The sequence below is a fragment of the Flagellimonas marinaquae genome (assembly GCF_003992675.1).
GTDB lineage: Bacteria > Bacteroidota > Bacteroidia > Flavobacteriales > Flavobacteriaceae > Flagellimonas > Flagellimonas marinaquae.
The window spans coordinates 519,084-539,647 of the sequence record NZ_RZMZ01000015.1; the positions used below are offsets into that span (position 1 = coordinate 519,084).

At 43.9% G+C, this 20,564-nt stretch carries 20 protein-coding genes; 6 read left to right on the top strand and 14 right to left on the bottom strand.

Annotated elements, in window-relative coordinates:
- The first annotated feature begins 56 nt into the window (after positions 1-56).
- Together EO130_RS11715 and EO130_RS11720 are read left to right on the top strand one after the other, a co-directional pair.
- Positions 57-1,643, top strand: a complete 1,587-nt coding sequence (locus EO130_RS11715) for a sensor histidine kinase (RefSeq protein WP_127141691.1) — start codon at positions 57-59, stop codon at positions 1,641-1,643.
- 9 nt (positions 1,644-1,652) lie between these two features.
- Positions 1,653-2,369 carry a response regulator transcription factor gene (locus EO130_RS11720; protein ID WP_127141692.1) on the top strand — a complete coding sequence of 239 codons (717 nt, stop codon included), beginning with the start codon at positions 1,653-1,655 and terminating at the stop codon, positions 2,367-2,369.
- 43 nt (positions 2,370-2,412) lie between these two features.
- On the opposite strand, the gene EO130_RS11725 is transcribed toward EO130_RS11720, so the two are convergent.
- From EO130_RS11725 to EO130_RS11765, 9 genes are all read right to left on the bottom strand, one after another.
- A complete protein-coding gene (locus tag EO130_RS11725) occupies positions 2,413-3,747 on the bottom strand; it encodes a GntP family permease (protein ID WP_127141693.1) in 1,335 nt (444 codons plus the stop codon).
- A 3-nt stretch (positions 3,748-3,750) separates the two neighbouring features.
- Positions 3,751-4,242 (bottom strand): gluconokinase, encoded by a 492-nt coding sequence (locus EO130_RS11730; protein WP_127141694.1) that lies wholly within the window; start codon positions 4,240-4,242, stop codon positions 3,751-3,753.
- Complete coding sequence (gene miaA, locus EO130_RS11735) at positions 4,235-5,158, bottom strand: tRNA (adenosine(37)-N6)-dimethylallyltransferase MiaA (protein WP_127141695.1); 924 nt, start codon at positions 5,156-5,158, stop codon at positions 4,235-4,237. The genes EO130_RS11730 and miaA overlap by 8 nt, the downstream gene beginning before the upstream one ends.
- Entirely contained in the window at positions 5,155-6,006 is an 852-nt protein-coding gene (locus EO130_RS11740) for an ion transporter (RefSeq protein ID WP_127141696.1), read from the bottom strand. Before EO130_RS11740 ends, miaA begins: the two co-directional genes overlap by 4 nt.
- Before the next feature lie 3 nt (positions 6,007-6,009).
- A complete protein-coding gene (locus EO130_RS11745; RefSeq protein WP_127141697.1) occupies positions 6,010-7,338 on the bottom strand; it encodes an exonuclease domain-containing protein in 1,329 nt (442 codons plus the stop codon).
- Between the two features lie 14 nt (positions 7,339-7,352).
- On the bottom strand, positions 7,353-8,012 hold the full coding sequence (locus EO130_RS11750; protein WP_127141698.1) for a YggS family pyridoxal phosphate-dependent enzyme: 660 nt from the start codon (positions 8,010-8,012) through the stop codon (positions 7,353-7,355).
- A 78-nt stretch (positions 8,013-8,090) separates the two neighbouring features.
- A complete protein-coding gene (locus EO130_RS11755; protein ID WP_127141699.1) occupies positions 8,091-9,326 on the bottom strand; it encodes a DUF1015 domain-containing protein in 1,236 nt (411 codons plus the stop codon).
- A gap of 6 nt (positions 9,327-9,332) precedes the next feature.
- Positions 9,333-10,220 carry a 3-hydroxyacyl-CoA dehydrogenase family protein gene (locus EO130_RS11760; RefSeq protein WP_127141700.1) on the bottom strand — a complete coding sequence of 296 codons (888 nt, stop codon included), beginning with the start codon at positions 10,218-10,220 and terminating at the stop codon, positions 9,333-9,335.
- Between the two features lie 53 nt (positions 10,221-10,273).
- Positions 10,274-11,239 carry a Gfo/Idh/MocA family protein gene (locus EO130_RS11765; protein ID WP_127141701.1) on the bottom strand — a complete coding sequence of 322 codons (966 nt, stop codon included), beginning with the start codon at positions 11,237-11,239 and terminating at the stop codon, positions 10,274-10,276.
- A gap of 115 nt (positions 11,240-11,354) precedes the next feature.
- On the opposite strand from EO130_RS11765, the gene EO130_RS11770 reads away from it, so the two are divergent.
- On the top strand, positions 11,355-11,996 hold the full coding sequence (locus tag EO130_RS11770) for a protein-L-isoaspartate(D-aspartate) O-methyltransferase (RefSeq protein ID WP_127141702.1): 642 nt from the start codon (positions 11,355-11,357) through the stop codon (positions 11,994-11,996).
- Here the strand turns inward: EO130_RS11770 and smpB are convergent.
- The gene (gene smpB / locus EO130_RS11775) at positions 11,993-12,454 is read right to left on the bottom strand and encodes an SsrA-binding protein SmpB (protein WP_127141703.1); all 462 of its coding nucleotides are present in this window, start codon (positions 12,452-12,454) and stop codon (positions 11,993-11,995) included. The genes EO130_RS11770 and smpB overlap by 4 nt on opposite strands.
- Before the next feature lie 80 nt (positions 12,455-12,534).
- Here smpB and EO130_RS11780 point away from each other — a divergent pair, with 80 nt between their 5' ends.
- Positions 12,535-13,272, top strand: coding sequence for a DUF6503 family protein (locus EO130_RS11780; protein WP_127141704.1), 738 nt, complete (start codon positions 12,535-12,537; stop codon positions 13,270-13,272).
- Positions 13,273-13,274: 2 nt separating this feature from the next.
- On the opposite strand, the gene EO130_RS11785 is transcribed toward EO130_RS11780, so the two are convergent.
- The gene (locus tag EO130_RS11785) at positions 13,275-13,799 is read right to left on the bottom strand and encodes a SixA phosphatase family protein (RefSeq protein WP_127141705.1); all 525 of its coding nucleotides are present in this window, start codon (positions 13,797-13,799) and stop codon (positions 13,275-13,277) included.
- A gap of 72 nt (positions 13,800-13,871) precedes the next feature.
- Here EO130_RS11785 and EO130_RS11790 point away from each other — a divergent pair, with 72 nt between their 5' ends.
- Positions 13,872-15,314, top strand: a complete 1,443-nt coding sequence (locus EO130_RS11790) for a PorP/SprF family type IX secretion system membrane protein (protein WP_127141706.1) — start codon at positions 13,872-13,874, stop codon at positions 15,312-15,314.
- Positions 15,315-15,436: 122 nt separating this feature from the next.
- Here the strand turns inward: EO130_RS11790 and EO130_RS11795 are convergent, their stop codons facing one another.
- Both EO130_RS11795 and clpB read right to left on the bottom strand, forming a co-directional pair.
- The gene (locus tag EO130_RS11795; protein WP_127141707.1) at positions 15,437-16,033 is read right to left on the bottom strand and encodes a TetR/AcrR family transcriptional regulator; all 597 of its coding nucleotides are present in this window, start codon (positions 16,031-16,033) and stop codon (positions 15,437-15,439) included.
- A 118-nt stretch (positions 16,034-16,151) separates the two neighbouring features.
- Positions 16,152-18,752 (bottom strand): ATP-dependent chaperone ClpB, encoded by a 2,601-nt coding sequence (gene clpB, locus EO130_RS11800; protein ID WP_127141708.1) that lies wholly within the window; start codon positions 18,750-18,752, stop codon positions 16,152-16,154.
- A 142-nt stretch (positions 18,753-18,894) separates the two neighbouring features.
- Between clpB and ytxJ the strand changes: the two genes are divergently transcribed.
- Entirely contained in the window at positions 18,895-19,284 is a 390-nt protein-coding gene (gene ytxJ / locus EO130_RS11805; RefSeq protein WP_127141709.1) for a bacillithiol system redox-active protein YtxJ, read from the top strand.
- A gap of 68 nt (positions 19,285-19,352) precedes the next feature.
- On the opposite strand, the gene EO130_RS11810 is transcribed toward ytxJ, so the two are convergent.
- Positions 19,353-20,537, bottom strand: a complete 1,185-nt coding sequence (locus EO130_RS11810) for a hypothetical protein (protein WP_127141710.1) — start codon at positions 20,535-20,537, stop codon at positions 19,353-19,355.
- Positions 20,538-20,564: the final 27 nt, after the last annotated feature.

The window sequence follows — 20,564 nt, forward strand, 5'->3', positions numbered from 1 at the left end:
TTAAGTTTTGGTTAAACGCTCAAAGTGCTAAATGTTAAATTTTTAATTTTACAACAATGAACAAGAAGCTATTTGTTCTTCTGGTTGTTCTTATGAGCTTGTCCCTGTTAGGGATAATTTTTGTGCAGGTGTATTGGATTCAAACCTCCATAAACGATAAGGAAGAACAATTTTCAAGAACGGTTACGGACATTCTGGACAAAGTGGCGAGTAGGGTGGAGAAGCGCGAGATGAAAGAATACTCAGACCGTTTGGCCTCCCTAGCCGATAGCATTGGTGAGCCCAAAAGCACACAGTATAAGAATTTTTTGTTCGTGGATCGGGATTTGAACTCCGACGAAATTCTTTTTTATTCCCATGGAATTTTGGAAGAAGATTACAATATAACCTCTGCGTTCTTTGATATTGATACCGATGGAAGTGAAGATACTACGACCATCAGAAATTTTACCAGCAAGCGTACCAAGGCAATTTTTAAGGAAGAGTACGGGTTGGACGGCAAAAGTTACAGCCTCACCCCCATACAGCGAGCTGAAAAAATAGGCGGTTTAAGTAGTATTGATAAAGCGGCCTGGGAAGACGTGTTTATGGAAGCGGCCAAAACGCGCCCCATTCATAAACGGGTGACCAAGCAGGAATTGGAGCTGTTGTTGAGTCAAGAACTAAGCAACCGGAATATAAACATCGATTATGAATACGGGGTGTACAGTCAAGGGTATCCCACCAAGATAAGGTCGAGAAAGTTCAAGTTTTCCGGTTCCAAAATGTACAAGGCGCCCATTTTTAAGGATAGCGAAGGGATTTCCAACTTTTCTTTGTTGCTCACTTTTCCGAGCATGAAGCGGTTCATTTTTGGCTCCATTATGAAAATGGCGTTGTTATCCTTGGTATTTACCTTGGTCATAGTTCTGGCTTATTCGAGTGCGATATACCAGCTGATCAAACAAAAACGGATTTCTGAGATCAAATCTGATTTCATCAATAATATGACCCACGAGTTCAAAACGCCCATTGCCACCATCAATTTGGCGGTGGAGGCGATAAGAAATCCAAAGTCGATTGAGGATAAGGAAAAGGTATTGCGTTATCTAGGCATGATTCGTGATGAAAATAAACGTATGCATGCACAGGTAGAAAACGTTCTCAGGATATCCAAACTGGAAAAAAACCAGCTGGACATCACCAAGGATAGGGTGAACATGCATGATATCATAACGGATGCCATTGCTCACGTGGAATTGATCGTTCAGGATCGGGGGGGCTATGTAAACGCCCATTTGGATGCCGAACGATCTGAGGTATTGGCCAACGATATGCACATGACCAATGTCGTGGTGAACATTTTGGACAATGCGGTAAAGTATTCTCCAGAAACGCCAAAAATAGATGTGTACACGGAAGTCGTGAAAAGCAGCATCATCATCAAAGTCCAAGATCAAGGGGCTGGCATGAGCAAGGCAGTGTTAAAAAAGGTATTTGAAAAGTTTTACCGGGAACATACCGGCGACATACATAACGTTAAAGGCCACGGATTAGGATTGGCCTACGTAAAACGAATTATAGACGATCATCAAGGAGAGGTTTATGCAGAAAGTGAAAAAGGAAAAGGAAGCACCTTCTTTATAAAACTCCCATTAATTTAAAAACGAACAATGGAAACAGAAAAAAAGAAGATACTACTGGTAGAGGACGATCCGAATTTTGGAATCGTGCTAAAGGATTATTTGACCATGAACGACTTTGAGGTGGTTTTGGCCAAAAATGGAATGGAAGGTTTTGAAAAATTCAAAAAGGACAACTATGACGTCTGTATCTTGGATGTGATGATGCCCTATAAGGATGGTTTTACCCTTGCCAAGGAAATCCGAGAAAAGAATGAAAATGTACCCATTATATTTTTGACGGCCAAGACTATGAAAGAGGATGTGCTGAAAGGGTACAAGGCAGGAGCCGATGACTATTTGAACAAACCGTTCGACTCTGAGGTCCTGTTGATGAAATTGAAGGCCATTCTGCAGCGGAAGGCCTCCAGCTCTCTGGCCGATAGCAAACAATTTGAATTTGAAATCGGAAACTTCCACCTCAATTCAAAACTTCGTTTCTTGAAATATAAAGAGGAAGAACCCATCAAATTATCGCCAAAAGAAAATGAATTGTTGCGTTTGTTGGCTCTGCATGAAAATGATTTGATGCCCCGAGAATTGGCATTGACCAAAATCTGGAGGGATGACAATTATTTTACCTCAAGGAGTATGGACGTGTACATCGCCAAATTAAGAAAGTACCTAAAAAAGGACGATTTGGTAGAAATCCTGAACATTCACGGAGAAGGATTCCGACTTGTGGTAAAAGCCGAGAACGAGCAATAACCGTAAGAATTAAAATAGATCAGCCACCCTTGGGTGGCTTTTTTTATGCGAAAACATAGACTAAGGAAACGGTAATCATACCAACAAAGGCCAAAATAGTAGTCATTACCGTCCAAGATCGGAAAGTTTGTCTTTCGGTAATGCCCAAATATTGTCCTACCAGCCAAAAACCACTGTCATTCACATGGGAAAAAATACTTGCTCCCGATGCAATGGCAATCACCATACAAGCCAGTTGCATGGGTTTCATTTCGGCATTGGCCAAAAGTGGCGAAACCAAACCGGCAGCTGTAATCATGGCTACCGTAGACGAACCTTGGACGATTCGCACAATGGCGGCACTGATAAAAGCAAAGGCCAAAACGGGTATTCCAGCATTGCTAAGCGAATTGGCCAAAAGCTCACCAGCTCCTGTATCGGTAAGTACCTGCTTAAAAACACCTCCCGCTCCTGTTAGCAGGATAATGGTACCTGCGGGTGCTAGCGATTTGGTGGATATTTTAAGGAGTTGGTCTTTGGTGAACCCCTTTTTTAGTCCAAAAAAGTACCAAGCCAGTAAATTGGCAATGATCAAAGCAGAGAATGGATGCCCCACCAAGGAGATTAGTTGTAGTATGGTTGTGCTCGTAATTCCGAATGTACCCGCCGTCACCATCGTATCTAGTAGTATCAAAATAATGGGTAGGCCAATGATCATTAGGGTTTGACCAATAGGTGGAAGGTTTGGTGTGGTACCATCTTCTATTTCCTCGGGCGCAGCCACAAATATTTTTTTTGAGATGTGACGTCCAAACCAAAGACCTGCAATCAAAGCGGTGGGGATTCCGGCGATGAATCCCATGAGGATGACCCACCCCAAATCTACATCGATGATGTCAGCCACGGCTATAGGCCCTGGCGTTGGTGGAATAAAAGCATGGGTTATAGCTAGTCCCGCCAATAACGGAATGGCATAAAGAAGCAAAGATTTTCCCGTTCTTCGCTGCAGGGCATACATCATGGGCACTAAAATTATAAAGGCTACATCAAAAAAAACGGGAATGGCAATCAAAAAACCGGAGACTACCATTGCGGCAGGAGCTTTTTTCAGCCCAAACTTGGAAACCATAAAATCAGCGATGGCTTTTGCACCACCTGATGCTTCCAAGATTCCCCCAAATATGGCACCCAACCCCACGACGGTAGCCACAAAACCCAAGGTACCACCCATCCCTTTTTGTATGGTAGATATAATTTGATTTGCATCGAGTCCTGCAATAAGCCCTACAACGATACTGCCAATAAGCAGCGCAACAAAAGCATGGATGCGAAGCTTTAAGATCAAAAACAATAGGATGGCAATGCCGATGACAACGGCCAAAAAAAGCTGAACTTCCATGAGTTAAAGTTGTTTGATGATTTTTTTAACGATGTTCGCTGGGGTTTCCTCAATGGAAACGGTAATCGCTTTGGATGGAGGCTCCAAGGTATCGAATTGTGATTTGAGAAGGGCGGAGGACATAAAATGATGTTTTCTGGAGTCCAACCGGGATTTGATCAAGTCAAATGATCCCTCTAAATACACAAAGACCATACCATCGCCCATACCAGCCCGCAATAAGCTCCGGTAGTTCTTTTTTAGGGCAGAACAGGCTATAATGGCCCCTTTTTCACGGTTTTCCAGAGCCAGTTTGTTGAGTTGAACAAGCCATCCTTTTCGGTCTGCATCGTTTAGGGGCTGCCCTGAGCTCATTTTCTTGATATTTTCTTCGGGATGAAAGTCATCACCATCATAAAAGGGAATGGATAGTTTCTTTGCGAGCAGTTTCCCTATTTTGGTCTTTCCGGAACCACTGACTCCCATCACCACTATCACAGTCTTACCGTTAGGCATAGAGGTTGGTTTTAAGTCGGTCTTTAATCATCTGCAGTACCTTTTCAGGTTTTCCGTCGTAGGGTACCCACAGGATATCATTGTTTTTTCGCAACCATGTCAGCTGTCGTTTTGCAAATCGTCTGGTGTTTTTTTTGATTTCCGAAACAGCGGATTCCAAGGTGCAATGCCCATCAAGATATTCAAAAAGTTCTTTGTAACCAACTGTTTGTAAGGCGTTGAGTTTTTGGTTCGGATAAAGTTGCTGTGCTTCGTCCAGTAGGCCCTTTTCCATCATAAGGTCTACCCTTTGGTTGATTCGTTCATAAATGACCTCTCGTGGGGCCTCCAGACCAACATAAAGGGTTTTAAAGGGGCGTTTTGGTCTGGGTTGATTCAAGAACGAGGAATAGGGTTTGCCGGAGGCTCTGCACACTTCCAAGGCACGTATGAGACGGTGCGGGTTCTCCAAATCAACAATTTTATAATACGATGGGTCCTTACGCTTCAATTCTTCTTGAAGACTGCCGAGGCCATTTTTTTCCAGTTCTTGGTTCAATTCTGCCCGAATACCAGGGTCCACCTCAGGAAATTCATCCAGTCCGTTGACCACTGCATCCACGTAAAGACCACTGCCACCGACCATGACTACCTTATCTTTTTGGTGGAACAGTCCCTCCAAAAGAGCCATGGCTTCTTTTTCAAAATCCCCTACGGAATAAGGCTCAAAAATATTTTTATGCTGAATAAAATGATGTGGCACTTGTGCCAGCTCCTCTTGGGTAGGAACTGCGGTACCAATCTCCATTTCCTTGAAAAATTGGCGGGAGTCTGCCGAAAGTATTTCGGTATCAAAATGTTTGGCCAATTGAATGCCCAAAGCGGTCTTTCCAATGGCGGTAGGACCTACCACTGCCAGCAGTACCTTTTTTTTCATAATGGATGTCCACAATTATAGCAATGGGATGCGTCATCGCGATGTCCTTCTGCGGAACAGTTTGAACAGGCTTGGGTGTTCACATGGACTGTAAAACCATTGTTATCCCCTTTATCGCCAGGTTTATTGTTGCGGGCAATTTCTGCGGTAACAATCCCAGTGGGCACAGCAATGATACCATAACCCAAAATCATGATCACCGTGGCCAAAAACTGTCCGAGATTGGTTTGGGGCGCAATATCCCCATAACCTACGGTGGTCAATGTTACAATGGTCCAATAAATACTTTTGGGTATGCTGGTGAAACCGGAATCTTCTCCTTCAACAATATACATCAAAGTGCCCATGATTACCGATAAAATCAACACGACATAAATAAACACGGCTATCTTGGCACGGCTTGCTTTTAGGGCCGATTGCAACTGGGAAGCTTCACCCATGAACTTGACGAGCTTCAATATTCTAAAAATTCGGAGTAAGCGAAACGCCCTTACCGCCAGTAGTACTTGGGATCCTGCCAAAATATAGGAAAGATAAAGTGGTATGGTCGACAGGAAGTCAATGATGCCGTAAAAACTAAAGACGTACTTTAAAGGTTTTTTGATGCTGATCAGTCGCGCAATATACTCAATGGTGAAAAAAATCGTCACTACCCATTCCAAAGTCAAAAGGGTACGGTGGTTACGGGCATCAAAATCGTCTATACTTTCCAGCATCACCAAAATAACACTGATGATGATCAAGATGAAGAGAAGAATATCAAACAACTTGCCCGATGGAGTGTCCGCCTCATAAATAACTTCATGAAGTTTATTCTTCCATTTGGCCTGTGGTTTGTAGTCTTTCAATGATCAGTGGGTTAGGGGTATGGTCTTTAATCGGTTGTTCTTTCTTAAATAGGCCTCTACGATAAAAGTGGTGTTTTCATCACTTTTCATTGGGGTCATTATCGATTCTAAGATATGAATATTATTGACTTGGTGGTTGAGTTCCACAAATCCAAACCCTTGAAGCCTGCCGTTTTTTATGAGAATGAAACTGCGTTCCCCGGTTTGCCTACCACGGTCTGTCAATGCAATGTCCTTATTTTGGATGCTATATTTCTCAAAAACGGCATGGACTTTTTCATTGCAGTTCATTACGGTACCTTTATTTTGCTGTGGCATGCAGCCTTCCTTACCCAAAGAGGAGGGGCAAAGCTCAAATTCATCCGATATTTTACTCAGAAAGCTCTTGGCAGCATCCGTTCCATTGAACGCCATCTTTTTGTGCTCCAAGGAGCTGTTTTTTTCTACATCAAGTATAATGTGTTCTGTCCCATTTTGACTAAAATCTATGGTATGGGTAAAAAGCTTTTTCGTGGAAACATGGTTGTACCGGGGTCGGTTCTTTTTCTGCTCCCAATAAGCCTTTAAAATGGCAATCAATTCACTGCCAGTTTTTTCGTAAGTTACTTTTTTGGTCTCTTTTTGAAGTTTGCGGGCAATTTTACCCACATTGGTGAAATGTTGGTTCACCCGTTTCTTGATATCATTGGTTTTCCCAATAAAGATGATTTCTCCATCCTTGTCGTGCATATAATAAACACCTGTTTCGGAGGGTAGCCCAAACACCATGTCCAGCTGATTTGGGGAAAGCTCCCCGTGGGTTTCTTCGCGAATGACCTCGGTGATGATTTTTTTGTCAGAATCCTTATCCAACAACAACTTAAAAAGCTTCAAGGTCGCCAGGGCATCACCGTTGGCACGGTGCCTATCGCTCATGGGAATACCGAGAGAGCGTGCCAATTTGCCCAGGCTGTGGGATTCAGCCTCTGGGATGAGCTGTTTGGAAAGGTCTACCGTACAGAGCGTCTTTCGCTGAAAATCGTACCCTAAACGCCTAAACTCGGTACGTAGGATGCGATAATCGAACTGTGCATTATGAGCGACCAAAACTGTTCCTTCAGTAATTTCTACGATGCGTTTGGCCACTTCGTGGAATTTGGGCGCTGAGCGAAGCATTTTATTGTTGATACCGGTCAATTTGGCCACGAATGGCTGTATTTCCCGTTCCGGATTGATCAAACAGATGAATTTGTCCACGACCTTATGCCCGTCAAACTTGTGGATGGCAATTTCGGTAATGCCTTCCTCATTGTATTTTCCTCCCGTGCTTTCAATGTCGAGTATGGCGTACATGGAAAAATTTCTGCTTATGCGTAGTTTCTAGCCCCAAATATACTGCTTCCTATCCGCACCATGGTACTTCCTTCCTCAATGGCAACCGTGTAATCACCGCTCATGCCCATGGAAAGGATGTTGATGTCGGTCAATTTGATCTTAAGGTCATCGTACATGGATTTGAGTTGGGCAAACTCCCTGCGTACTTGGTTCATGTCATCCGTAAAGGTCGCCATACCCATCAAACCAACAATTTTGATATGCTCTAGGGCTTTAAATTCCTCAGAATCGATAAGCTCGTGCAACTCTGCCTTGTCCAGGCCAAATTTGGTATCCTCTTCTGCGATGTGAATTTGCAGCAAGCAGGGGATTACGCGGTCGTGCTTTTTTGCCTGTTTGTTGATTTCCTTCAATAGGCGCGGGCTATCGACCCCGTGAATAAGAGAGACGAACTCGGCCATATACTTTACTTTGTTGCGCTGCACGTGGCCAATCATGTGCCATTCGATGTCCTTGGGCAAGTCTTCCCACTTTTGGACCATCTCTTGCACTTTGTTTTCTCCAAAAACACGTTGTCCAGCTTCGTAAGCCTCCATGATGTCCTCATTGGGCTTGGTTTTGGAAACGGCGACCAAGGTCACGCCTTCGGGCAGTTCAGATTTTATATTTGTAAGGTTATCTTTTACGGACATAGTTTAATTAATGTCATTCCGCACGTGGTACGGAATCTTTTAGATTTATGGATTCCCGCTTTCGCAGGAATGACAGTTTTACAATTCATAAATAGCCAGCCCACTGCGGAGCTTAGGCTCAATATACGTGCTTTTTGGGGGCATTACCAAACCTGCATCGGCAATAGCCTTGATTTCCTGCACGGTTGTGGGAACCAAGCTAAAACCTACGGCAAAATTGCCAGAATCCACCAAATCCTTCATTTGGATGAGGTTGTTTTTACCATAACCGTAGCAAATCCGTTTATCGTTTCTCAAATCGGTGATACCTAAAATGGGCTCCAAAACCGTTTTGTACAGGATTTGGGTGTCCAAACGGCTCAGCGCATCGGTAAATTCATGATTCGTTTGCCGAAAATGCAGCGTATAGAACTCGCCTTCCAAATACATGCTGAATTCATGTTTTTTGGACGGTTTGCACAGCCCATTCTCCCGTTTCTCTATGCGAAAATGCTCATCCAACTGAATCAGGAACTCCTTTTTAGAGTAGCCGTTCAAATCCTTTACCATGCGGTTGAATTCTGAAATACGCATCTGCGATTCGGGAATCAGGTAGGCCATGAAATAGTTGTAGGCTTCCTCCCCTGAATGATTAGGGTTTTCCGATTTTTTCAGGTCGGCCAACAGACTGGATGATGCGCTTCTATGGTGCCCATCGGCAATGTAAAGTGCATCGAGACCCCCAAAGGCCTTTTCCAGTTTCTCAATCCCCTCGGGATACGAGATTTTCCATAGTTTATGGTTCACCCGGTCCGTTGTGGTAAAATCGTACTCGGGTTTTCGTTCGATTTTGCGTTGAAAGATCTCATCCACGGTTTCATTGTCCTCGTAGGTCATCAAAACGGGTTCTGCGTTAAAGCCTACGGTATGCAAATAATCGGCAAAGAGCTCCTCTCGGTCTTGTATGGTATCCTCGTGCTTTTTGATGACATTGTTACGGTAGTCGTCCACACTGCAAGCACAGAAAAAACCAAGACTTTTAAAATCGTTTTTTGTGATTTGATATAAATAAAAACTGGGCTCCTCGTCCTTTTGGAAGACATTTTCCTCCAAAAATTCCAAATACCGATTGTGCACCAAGCCAAACCGTTCTTTTCCCTTGATGTTCTTTTCAAATTTGAACCCAGGGTTGATGATGTGCAAAAACGAGAACGGGTTGTACTGCAATATCGCTTTCAGCTCCTCTTTGGAATATTCTTCGTAGGAGCGCGATGCCACAAAAAAAGCTTTGTCCTTTGTAGGGCGGATGGCCTTAAAAGGTTTTACAAGTGCCATACATTCTTATTTGAATTGCGCAGAAACGGTTTCGGCCTTTTTGGATTCGGAATAATCGTAAAAGCCTTCGCCCGATTTCACCCCCAGTTTGCCTGCCATCACCATGTTAACAAGTAGCGGACAAGGGGCGTATTTTGGGTTTTTGAATCCATCGTACATGACGTTCAGAATAGAGAGGCATACATCCAATCCAATAAAATCCGCCAGTTGCAAAGGACCCATGGGGTGTGCCATGCCCAATTTCATCACAGTATCGATTTCTTCCACACCAGCCACGCCGTTGTACAAGGTCTCTATGGATTCATTGATCATGGGCATCAAAATACGATTGGCCACAAACCCGGGGTAATCGTTTACCTCGGTAGGGGTTTTACCCAGTTTTTTGGAAAGTTCCATAATGGTTTCCGTAACCTCATCCGAAGTGCTGTACCCACGGATGATTTCCACCAACCTCATAATGGGAACTGGATTCATAAAGTGCATGCCGATCACTTTTTCGGGACGATTCGTAGCCGCACCGATTTGGGTGATGGAAATGGAAGACGTATTGGTGGCCAAAATGGTCTTTGACTGACATACCTCATCCAAATCCTTGAAAATCCGAAGTTTAATATCCAAGTTCTCCGTTGCTGCTTCAACCACCAAATCCGTGTTCGAAACCCCTTCTTTCAGGTTGGTATAGGTGATAATGTTGCCAAGTGTAGCTTCTTTTTTGGATGCATCGATGACCTCTTTGGTCATCATCCGGTCCAAGTTTTTGGTAATGGTGGCCAACCCTTTGTCCAAGGAAGCTTGGGAAATATCCACCAAATTGACTTTGTATCCGTTCTGTGCAAAAACATGGGCGATTCCGTTTCCCATTGTTCCTGCTCCAATAACCGCTATTTGTTTCATAAATCCGTATTTAAAATTGTGGTCTATCCGAAGGTATTCCGGAATGACGACGATTAATTATCAAATGATGCAATGATTTGAAGGGCCACACGCAGGGCATTGGTGCCTTGTTCCAAACTGACAACGGGTTCTGTGTCGTTGTTAATAGCATCAGCAAAGGTCTCCAATTCGTCCAAAATGGCATTGTTTACATCTATTTCGGGGTTTTCAAAATAGATTTGCTTCTTTTCACCTTCGGCGTTTTGTAGGATCATATCAAAATCGCCGGGATTTTCGGGAGCGTCCTTCATTTTGACGACTTCCACTTTTTTCTCCAAGAAATCAACCGAAATATAGGCATCGCGCTGAAAGAAACGTGACTTTCGCATATTCTTCAGCGAAATACGGCTCGAGGTAAGGTTGGCCACGCAGCCGTTTTTGAACTGGATGCGTGCATTGGCAATATCGGGTGATTGGCTGATGACAGAAACACCACTTGCATTGATTTTTTCCACTTCGGAAGGCACCACGCTCAAAATCGCATCAATATCGTGGATCATCAAATCCAGCACTACGGGAACATCCGTTCCACGCGGATTGAATTCCGCCAAACGATGCGTTTCGATAAACATCGGGTTCTCGATTTTGTCCTTCACGGCCAAAAAAGCAGGATTAAATCGCTCCACATGGCCAACTTGGCCCTTAACACCGTGTTTTTTGGAAAGTTCGAGCAATTGTTCTGCTTCTTCCAAAGTGTTGGTAATTGGCTTCTCAATAAAGATATGCCTACCTTTTTCAATGGCCTTTTTGGCACAATCAAAATGGGAAAGGGTGGGTGTCACTATATCGACCACATCAACGGCGTCAATCAAATTGTTGATATTGTCGTAATGGGTGTATCCAAATTCGGCAGCTACCTTTTTGGCATTGATCTCATCGGGATCATAAAACCCAACAAGTTCATATTTATCCGATTGGTTTAAGAGCCTGAGGTGAATTTTTCCTAAATGTCCCGCACCGAGGACACCAACTTTTAGCATATGACCTGTTTTCGTCAAAAATACGGATATGATGGCAGTTTCCACAAATTTTTGAACGGAACTAAGGGGATATTTTTAGGGAACTTTTTAACTTCGCCCCACCAGACCAGATAGCATGAAGGATACGCTCAAACATAGGGGAATGCGCAAGAACTTGGCGGATGTTGTTGCCGCTAAAGGGATTACGGACAAAAAGGTGTTGGAGGCGATACGAACGGTTCCCAGGCATTTGTTTTTGGATAGTGGTTTCGAAGATCATGCGTATCAGGATAAAGCTTTTCCCATCGGGGCCGACCAAACCATTTCTCAGCCTTATACGGTGGCATTCCAGACCGAATTATTAGAGGTGAAGCCCAACGATAAGATTTTGGAAATAGGCACGGGTAGCGGTTACCAAACGGCTGTTTTGATGCATTTACGGGCCAAGGTCTATACCATTGAACGTCAATTGGAACTGTTTAAGACCACCAAATTGTTCTTCAATAAAATGCATTACCGCCCTAAAAAAATGATTTTCGGGGATGGCTACAAGGGATTGCCAGAAGAAGCACCGTACGATGGTATTATTGTCACTGCCGGCGCACCAGAAGTTCCAAAACCCCTACTGTCACAGTTGAAAGTAGGGGGTAGGCTGGTAATCCCAGTAGGGGTTAACGAACAAATCATGACCTTGTTTGTTCGCAAGTCAGAAAAGGAATTCGAAAAGAAAGAATTCGGTTCGTTCCGGTTCGTTCCCTTGTTGGAGGATAAAAACTAATTATTGAAACTCTTTTTGATTCGGGACAAATTGCGTTTGTTGTCCCTGTCTTTGATGGTTTCCCGCTTGTCGTACAATTTTTTACCCTTGGCCAGGCCGATGTTCATTTTAGCCAAACCCCTGTCATTGATAAAGACTTTGAGCGGAACAATGGTGAGTCCAGTGGTGGCCACCTCCTTTTGGAGTTTTTTGAGCTCCCTTTTGTTGAGCAACAATTTACGGACGGCCTTCGGGGCGTGATTAAAATGGCTGGCGTGGGTATATTCATCGATCTGCATATTCACGACAAACAGTTCGCCTTTGTCATTGAACTCGCAAAAGCTTTGCGAAATGGAAGCCTTGCCCAAACGAAGCGATTTAATTTCGGTACCCCCCAAGACGATACCCGCCGTGTAGGTGTCCAAAATTTCATAATCAAATCGGGCTCTTCTATTTTTTATGTTGATATTTTGCTGCATCTGACACAAAAATATAAACTCTTTGCCAAGAAAATTGTAATGTTACGCTAGATTTTACGAATAAGTACCCAAACAACCTTATGAAACGACTTTTAATTCTTCTAGTACTTGTTTTTGCTATTGGATGCAAACCAGAAGCCAAAGAACAACCAACTGCCCAGGAAATCGTAGATAATTCCATAGCCGATAGTGGAGGAAAACTGTTTGACGACCATACGGTGACTTTTGATTTTAGGGATAAACGTTATGTTTCCGAAAATGTGGATGGCCAAAGGGTCTTTAAACGGATTTCGGATTTGGATACAACCACCATCACCGATATCAAAAGAGGTGATGATTTTGAACGCTACGTGAACGATTCCTTGGTGAAGGTGCACGATACCATGGCGGTGAAGTATGCCAATTCCATCAACTCGGTGCATTATTTTGTACGGTTGCCCTATGGTTTAAACGATGCCGCTGTCAACATGAAGTTTTTAGGAGAGGAGACGATCGGCAACAAACCTTATTACAAAGTAATAATCACTTTTGACCAGCAGGGAGGAGGCGAAGACTTTGAGGACACATATTTATATTGGTTTGATAAAGAAACGTTTAAGCCCGATTATCTTGCCTATGACTTTCATACAAACGGGGGTGGTCAGCGGTTTAGGAAAGCCTATAACGAACGCTATGTGAATGGTATCCGTTTTGTGGACTACGAGAACTATAAGCCTAAAAATAAGGGAACTGACATACTGGAAATTGGTCAATGGTTCGATAAAGGAGCACTTGAACTCCTGAGCAAGATCGAGTTGGAAAATATCAGAGTAGAGTAGACCTAATCCATTTTTAATCGGATATCTGTAGGAATTCCATCGATTATGCGGACAATAAATAAACTGCTGTTGTCCGAATCATCCATTGCGTCATATTTCTCCATACCGATCATTTTATTCACCAGCATAGGCGTGGTATTGCTATGGCCTACCACAAGCACATTTTTCCCTTCGTTCTCCAGTTTGAAGACTTCAATATCCATCTCGCGCGGGTCGTAGTATTTAATATCGATATCTTTTTTGATGGAAGTAGGTGCAGCCGTCATCGAAGTACGCTCATAATTGGTGGAATACACCATGTCCAAAGGTATGGGGTCGAAGACTTCGGCCCAACGTATCGCCCTGTCCAATCCATCCTGATTTAGCTCTGGGTCTGGGTTTTCAGGGTCTGTTCTGTCTTTTTCGGCGTGTCTTATAAAATAGAAGGTAGAAATTACAGGATCTTCTGCAATTTTCGTATCTTTTTTGCAGCTGATACTTCCAACGAGTATAATTGCAAGGGCAATTAGAGGTTTGATGGTTCGCATAGTTCTATTCAAAGTTCCCGTATGTTTTTGTTAATTCGTTTTAAAAGTAACGTTTAATTTTCATTTTCTGGTATGCGCAAGTTTGTGGTTTGTTTCTTCGCCATTGCAATTTGTTCCCTTGTTTGGGGGCAAGAGCCTGATTTGCCATCCGATTTTAGACAACATTCCCTTACACAGTTCAATGCGAGTTTGTTAAATCCCACTTATGCTTTGGACTGGAACAACCCGAACTCACTATCCGTATGGACCCGATGGCAATGGCAAAGTATTGACGGGGACCCTTCCACCATTTTCGCCAATTATACACATCAATTTAACCCAGTTTCCGTGGCTTCGGCCGGTTTTTTACAGCATAATACTGGTGTCTTTTTGTACACGGGCGGTAATCTAACTTTCGCACAGACTTTTCAATTGGATGACCAAGTTCAGCTTATGGCCGGACTCAACGTATTTGCCTTTCAACAAACGATCGCCGATGAACAATTTGTGGAAGGTGATGGATTGGACCCTGTTGCCTTGGAGGATTTTGAAGGTTTTAAAGTACAATTTACCCCAGGCCTACGGTTGATGGTCAATCGGTTCAGTTTGGGCTTGGCCTTGGAGAACGCTGTGGGTTTCAATGTATCAGGTTCCAATGGGCAAAATATGGATAGCTTTCAGAGTGTTACGGGGACGGTTGCCCATGATTTCCCCTTGATGATTTCGAATGGCTTGGGGGACAGTTTTGTCCGTCCCGTCCTTTACGTGAAATCCGTACCCAATGGCGACACCCAATTCGGTTTGAATGGGTTGTTCAGCACCTCTAAATTTTGGGTGCAGGGCGGCTACAATAGTTTTTACGGAGCATCCGGCGGTTTGGGGATTACATTGGCAAGATCATTTTCTTTGGGTGGATTGCTGGAATTTGCTACCGACAATGCCCTGAGTGAAGAGGATACTACTTTTGAAATCGTTGCTTCTTATCACTTTGGAAAAACTAAATCAAAGGAGATCCAGCCACAAGAGCCGCAAGAAACCTTGCCTGAAGAGACATTGGAAGAGGAGTCAGATTCACTGGAGGAAGAAATCGAGCAACAACGATTGGAGCAGGAGCAACGTGAACTAGAGGCCAGAAGACAACTGGAACGTGAAAAGGACTCCCTGGCAGAAGTACAACGCTTGTGGGAACAACAGGAATTACAGCGTAAAAAGGACAGCTTGGAACAATTACAAAGGCAGCAGGTGGAGGTTCGCCCGAACGAACGCTACGAGGAGGTGGAAAACGAAGAAGGGCTCGAACCCGGTTTCTATTTGATTGCCAACGTATATGGTACCCAACGGTATTTTGAAAACTTCATGAAAACACTCCGGGGCAAAGGTTTGGAACCCAAATCGTTCTATCGAAGTGTCAACAAGTACAATTATGTGTATTTGGAGCGCTATAACACCATGGATGAGGCCAGAAAGGCCCGTGATAGTAAGTTTTTTGGTAAGTATGCAGAAAAAACCTGGATATTCCGCGTGAAGGGAAACTGATTTTAGAATGGAAGCTCATTTCGAACAAAGTTAGAAATCCTTTTCCAAATTCAATATTGTGGGATTCATCGTCGTTTTGCTTGTTGGAATAACATGCGCTTCAATAAACAAGAAGGTGGGCTTTACTTTTTGAGTTCTTGCTTCACCAAAAATTCCAAATAGGTAATGGTGTTGACCAAGTATTTTCGGTCTTGCATCATGGTGCTCATGGCTACCGCCCCTTGAATCATCGTGAACAACTGCTTGGCAAATTGTAAAGGTGGAACCGGGAGCTTGATTTCGTTTCGGTTCGCTCCATTTTCAAGAATAAGAGCCATTTTTCCCTCAATATCTTTGATGGTTTCCTTTACTGCTGCAGCGAGGAGCTTGTTGTTGCCTTGAGCATCCACGCCAACATTGAGGATAGGGCACCCACCCATGGGTAGGGTGAAAGCATCATACTGCTTATAAAAGTTCAGCAGGGAGTAGATATTGGCCAAGGCCTCGTTACCTGTTTCCAAAGCGTTGTCAATTGCTTGCAACAGCATGTTTCGGTTATGCTCAAAAGCTGAAAGCGCCAAGGCTTCCTTGTTTTCAAAATTTCCGTAAATGGCACCTTTGGTGAGGCCCGTGGCCTCGGTAAGGTCGCTCATACTGGTGCCTATGTAGCCGTGCTTGTTGAAAATGGGCGCTACGGTCTCAATAATGTAAGCGGTGGTTCGTTCTGCCTTCTTGGTCATTTTGTTGGTTGCTGTTGGTCGTAACTAAGATATAAAAAATCAAATACTGTACGGTATTTTATAAAATAAAAGCCCTCACTTTAACAAAGTTAGGGCTTTACCTATTGAGGATTTGGTATTATTCTACCAACTCATTTTGATTTCTAAACACCAATTGATCATCGAAGGAATCCAAGAGTACGATGCTATCTGATGTTATTCTGCCCGATAGCAACTCTTTGGACAGGTTGTTCAGCACCTCTTTCTGAATCAATCGTTTTACGGGGCGTGCACCGTATTGTGGGTTAAAACCTTTGGCGGCCAAATAATCGACAGCTTCCTCGGTTGCATCCAAGGTGATGTTCTGTTTGGTCAACATTTTCTTCAAGTTGGCCAATTGCAGTCCCACAATTGCTCTAATGTCAGCTTTGCTCAATGGGGTAAACATGATAATGTCATCGATTCGGTTGAGGAACTCAGGCCGTATGGTTTTGCGCAGCAATCCCATTACCTCAATTCTCGCCGCCTCCGATGCGCTTTCTATATCCTTGGCATCCTCAAATTTTTCTTGGATAATGTGACTTCCCATATTACTGGTCATGATGATGATGGAGTTTTTAAAATCCGCCACACGACCCTTGTTATCTGTTAGCCTTCCTTCATCCAACACCTGCAATAGAATATTGAAGGTGTCGGGATGTGCTTTTTCAATCTCATCAAGCAATATCACCGAATAGGGTTTTCTTCGCACCGCTTCGGTCAACTGTCCGCCCTCATCGTAGCCTACGTATCCCGGAGGTGCACCTACCAATCGGCTCACGGAGTGGCGTTCTTGGTATTCGCTCATATCTATTCGGGTAATGGCGTTTTCATCATCGAACAGGTAAGCGGCCAAGGTCTTGGCCAACTCGGTCTTACCTACACCAGTGGTACCCAAGAATAAGAACGAACCGATAGGTTTTTTGGCATCCTGTAGTCCGGCCCTACTTCTGCGTATGGCGTCAGATACGGCAACAATAGCCTCATCTTGTCCCACCACGCGTTTGTGTAGCACGTCTTCCAGTTGCAATAGCTTTTCGCGCTCGCTCTGCATCATTTTGTTCACGGGAATCCCTGTCCATTTGGCCACTACCTCTGCAATGTCCTCATAAGTAACTTCCTCTTTGATCAAAGTACCTGCGGATTGTTGTTCCGCCAGTTCCTCTTGCAATTTGTCCAATCGTTCCTGAGCCTCTTTGATTTTGCCGTAGCGCAGCTCCGCTACTTTACCGTAGTCACCGTTCCTTTCGGCACGTTCGGCTTCCACCTTGTAGTTTTCGATATCCTCTTTGGTTTTTTGGATGTTGTCCACCACCGTTTTTTCGCTCTCCCATTTAGCAAAGATTTCATTTCGTTCTTCTTTTAGATTGGCCAACTCCAAATTCAAAGATTTCAATTTAGTCGTGTCGTCTTCTCGTTTAATGGCCTCTATCTCAATCTCCAACTGCATTATTTTACGGTCGAGCACATCCAGTTCTTCGGGTTTGGAGTTGATTTCCATTCGAAGTTTGGAAGCGGCTTCGTCCATAAGGTCGATGGCCTTATCTGGCAAAAACCGGTTGGTAATGTACCGTTGTGATAACTCTACGGCACCGATTACGGCATCATCCTTAATACGGACTTTGTGGTGTGCCTCGTACTTTTCCTTGATACCCCGAAGGATGGAAATGGCACTTTCGGTATCGGGCTCGTCAACCATTACCTTTTGGAATCTACGCTCCAAGGCCTTGTCCTTCTCAAAATATTTTTGATACTCATCCAAAGTGGTTGCCCCAATGGCCCTAAGTTCACCACGGGCCAAGGCTGGTTTTAGGATATTTGCGGCATCCATGGCACCCTGTCCGCCACCAGCACCCACCAAGGTGTGGATTTCGTCGATAAAGAGCACAATGTTCCCATCGGACGAGGTCACCTCTTTAATGACCGCCTTTAGGCGTTCCTCAAACTCGCCCTTATATTTGGCGCCTGCGATCAGGGCACCCATATCCAAAGAGTAGATGATCTTATCCTTCAAGTTTTCCGGTACGTCCCCTTGGACAATTCGGTGTGCCAATCCTTCAGCGATGGCCGTTTTACCCACCCCAGGCTCACCCACGAGCATGGGGTTGTTTTTGGTACGTCTGGACAAAATCTGCAATACCCTGCGGATTTCCTCGTCCCTTCCGATAACAGGGTCCAGCTTACCGCTATCGGCCATTTGGTTGAGGTTGTTTGCATATTTGTCTAAGGAATTGTAGGTTTCCTCTGCGCTTTGCGAGGTCACCTTTCCACCTTTCCGTAACTCTTGAATGGCGGCCTTTAAATCCTTTTCGGTAACGCCTTGGTCCTTTAGGATTTGTGCAATCTTGCTTTTGGATTTAAAAATGGCCAATAGTAAGTGTTCCACGGAAACATATTCATCGCCCATATTTTTGGCGACAATATTGGCTTCGTTGACGGTTTTCCCTGCTTCACGCGAAAGCATGATTTCTCCTCCGGTCACTTTGGAAAAGCTTTGGAGTTCCTTGTCCAAAATTTGGCTGATGAGGTTGGTGTTCACGTTCAATTTCTTCAAAATAAACGGGAGCACGTTTTCATCCACCTCGCCAATGGCTTTGAACAGGTGTTCGTTTTCTATTTGTTGATGCCCAAATTCTTGGGCCAATTGTTGGGCCCTTTGAATGGCTTCCTGAGATTTTATGGTAAAATTGTTAAAATTCATTGTTTTCGTTTTAACCTAGTAAGTCAACAACCTTACCAACACGGGCTTACCGTCAAAATGTCCGATAAAACCAGTGATAGCAAGACATTTAGTCAGTTGTAAGCTTTTTGCTCCCTACCGACTTATCCTATAAATTTGCAGTATGGGAATATTTGACAGCGTCTTTGGAAAAAAGGAGAACACGACAACGAAACAGGAAAAACTACCTTGGATTCCATTGGAGTCGATGGACCAATTGGAGGCTATAGCGGAAAAGTCCAACAACCGCCCCCAAGTAATCTTTAAACATTCAAATACCTGTGGTATTAGCCGTATGGTCTTAAATATGTTTGAGGGGTCTTACAATCAAGAATTGGATATTGACCTCTATTTTTTGACCATTCAGAGTCATCGGGAAATTTCCAATAGGATTGCGGAAAAATTTGGGATAAGGCACGAGTCTCCCCAATTATTGGTGGTCAAGGACGGAGATGTCACCTTTCACACTTCGCACGGTGCCATTTCGGATATGGATTTTACGAAGTGCCTATAAACGGGAGAATTCTATGTCTTTTCGAGCACCTGCCGGACGTGCAGGCGCTCGATGTGACACAAAACCTTTTAATTGAACTGGTGTCTGGAGACAATGCTCTTTAAGCGTGCCTTTAGGTCTTCACCGGCATCGTATACCATTTGCTCATTGGAAGGGAAAGGTACCTCTCTTGCATTCAGGTACAATAGCAAATCGTCTTCCAACGCCCTCTTGTCGCCTTGGAAATTGGCAAATATATGCTCAAAGATAAATTCGCTCGACAGGGGATAGGAGTTGATCACTTGCCCATCCCGTAGGTTCGTAAAACTCACTTTGGCGCCTATTTGGGCACTTTTAAATTGGGTAAATTGGAACAACTTACAAGTAACGGTGCGCATTTTGTCCACTTTGATTTTGTTGCCCAAACTATCCTTTACTACATTTCCGTCGCGGTCCAAGAGGTATTCCCAACCATCTTTGATCTGCCTTTCCTTGATCACTTGGGTCTCGTTGATACGTTCAGGGGATATATTGATTTCCATAAAATCCAGATTCATGGCGTAATCATAGTTGATATTTTGCAAGGGTCGGGTGTGGTATTGTAGCCAAAAGTTATCGATGCCAAAGGCATTGAAGTCCAAAAGTTCGGCTTCCAATCGCTCTGGGATGATTTGTTGGGTCTGGTTGGCAATTTCCACACGCACAAACTCTAGGCCTTTGTTGTAGGCTTCGTCCATTTTGGCAAAGGTTTCCCGATATCCCGGATTGATTTCCTGTAAATACTTCAAGTCATCATACGCAGCGCGATAATCGGATTTGTATTTGGCCGAGCCCAAAAGGTTCAGCGCATTCTGGTACAGATGCTCGGAAAGGTCATCCTTGGTGTTCAAAATCTGGTTATCGTAGTTTACAAACCTGAACTCTGCATTTCTGCCTTCATCAATAATATAAAGGGGCAGTAGCGGACGTATCTGTTGCTGTATCTGCTTCAACTGCAAATATTTGTTGTAAATGGCCTCCAGATTTGCCGGATTGCCATCATTTTGAAGAAAAGCAATTTCCTGCTGTTCCCTTGCGGTGTTTTTGGCAAAGGCTTCTTCTAGCAAAACAATGAACTGTTGATGCCCTTTTTTGGTCTTGTTATCGGCCAAATTTTTAATGGCCTTGTTCATTGCCGTCGTGTAATTTCCGGTATTCAGGGCCTCTTGGGTTTTTTTAACGCCGCTACAGGCGCCAAGTACCATAATCGTGAGTAAGAGTAAAAGTTTTTTCATAGTGGTCAACTTTGTGGTTTGGTATGG

Bases quoted from the DNA above. Each gene is read 5' to 3' on its own strand.
- EO130_RS11795 (WP_127141707.1), bottom strand. From the start codon at position 16,033: ATGACCAAGAAGGCAGAACGAACCACCGCTTACATTATTGAGACCGTA.
- EO130_RS11755 (WP_127141699.1), bottom strand. From the start codon at position 9,326: ATGGCACTTGTAAAACCTTTTAAGGCCATCCGCCCTACAAAGGACAAA.
- clpB (WP_127141708.1), bottom strand. From the start codon at position 18,752: ATGAATTTTAACAATTTTACCATAAAATCTCAGGAAGCCATTCAAAGG.
- EO130_RS11760 (WP_127141700.1), bottom strand. From the start codon at position 10,220: ATGAAACAAATAGCGGTTATTGGAGCAGGAACAATGGGAAACGGAATC.
- EO130_RS11730 (WP_127141694.1), bottom strand. From the start codon at position 4,242: ATGCCTAACGGTAAGACTGTGATAGTGGTGATGGGAGTCAGTGGTTCC.
- EO130_RS11750 (WP_127141698.1), bottom strand. From the start codon at position 8,012: ATGTCCGTAAAAGATAACCTTACAAATATAAAATCTGAACTGCCCGAA.
- smpB (WP_127141703.1), bottom strand. From the start codon at position 12,454: ATGCAGCAAAATATCAACATAAAAAATAGAAGAGCCCGATTTGATTAT.
- EO130_RS11810 (WP_127141710.1), bottom strand. From the start codon at position 20,537: ATGAAAAAACTTTTACTCTTACTCACGATTATGGTACTTGGCGCCTGT.
- miaA (WP_127141695.1), bottom strand. From the start codon at position 5,158: ATGAAAAAAAAGGTACTGCTGGCAGTGGTAGGTCCTACCGCCATTGGA.
- EO130_RS11785 (WP_127141705.1), bottom strand. From the start codon at position 13,799: ATGCGAACCATCAAACCTCTAATTGCCCTTGCAATTATACTCGTTGGA.
- EO130_RS11725 (WP_127141693.1), bottom strand. From the start codon at position 3,747: ATGGAAGTTCAGCTTTTTTTGGCCGTTGTCATCGGCATTGCCATCCTA.
- EO130_RS11780 (WP_127141704.1), top strand. From the start codon at position 12,535: ATGAAACGACTTTTAATTCTTCTAGTACTTGTTTTTGCTATTGGATGC.
- EO130_RS11715 (WP_127141691.1), top strand. From the start codon at position 57: ATGAACAAGAAGCTATTTGTTCTTCTGGTTGTTCTTATGAGCTTGTCC.
- EO130_RS11765 (WP_127141701.1), bottom strand. From the start codon at position 11,239: ATGCTAAAAGTTGGTGTCCTCGGTGCGGGACATTTAGGAAAAATTCAC.
- EO130_RS11770 (WP_127141702.1), top strand. From the start codon at position 11,355: ATGAAGGATACGCTCAAACATAGGGGAATGCGCAAGAACTTGGCGGAT.
- ytxJ (WP_127141709.1), top strand. From the start codon at position 18,895: ATGGGAATATTTGACAGCGTCTTTGGAAAAAAGGAGAACACGACAACG.
- EO130_RS11745 (WP_127141697.1), bottom strand. From the start codon at position 7,338: ATGTACGCCATACTCGACATTGAAAGCACGGGAGGAAAATACAATGAG.
- EO130_RS11720 (WP_127141692.1), top strand. From the start codon at position 1,653: ATGGAAACAGAAAAAAAGAAGATACTACTGGTAGAGGACGATCCGAAT.
- EO130_RS11790 (WP_127141706.1), top strand. From the start codon at position 13,872: ATGCGCAAGTTTGTGGTTTGTTTCTTCGCCATTGCAATTTGTTCCCTT.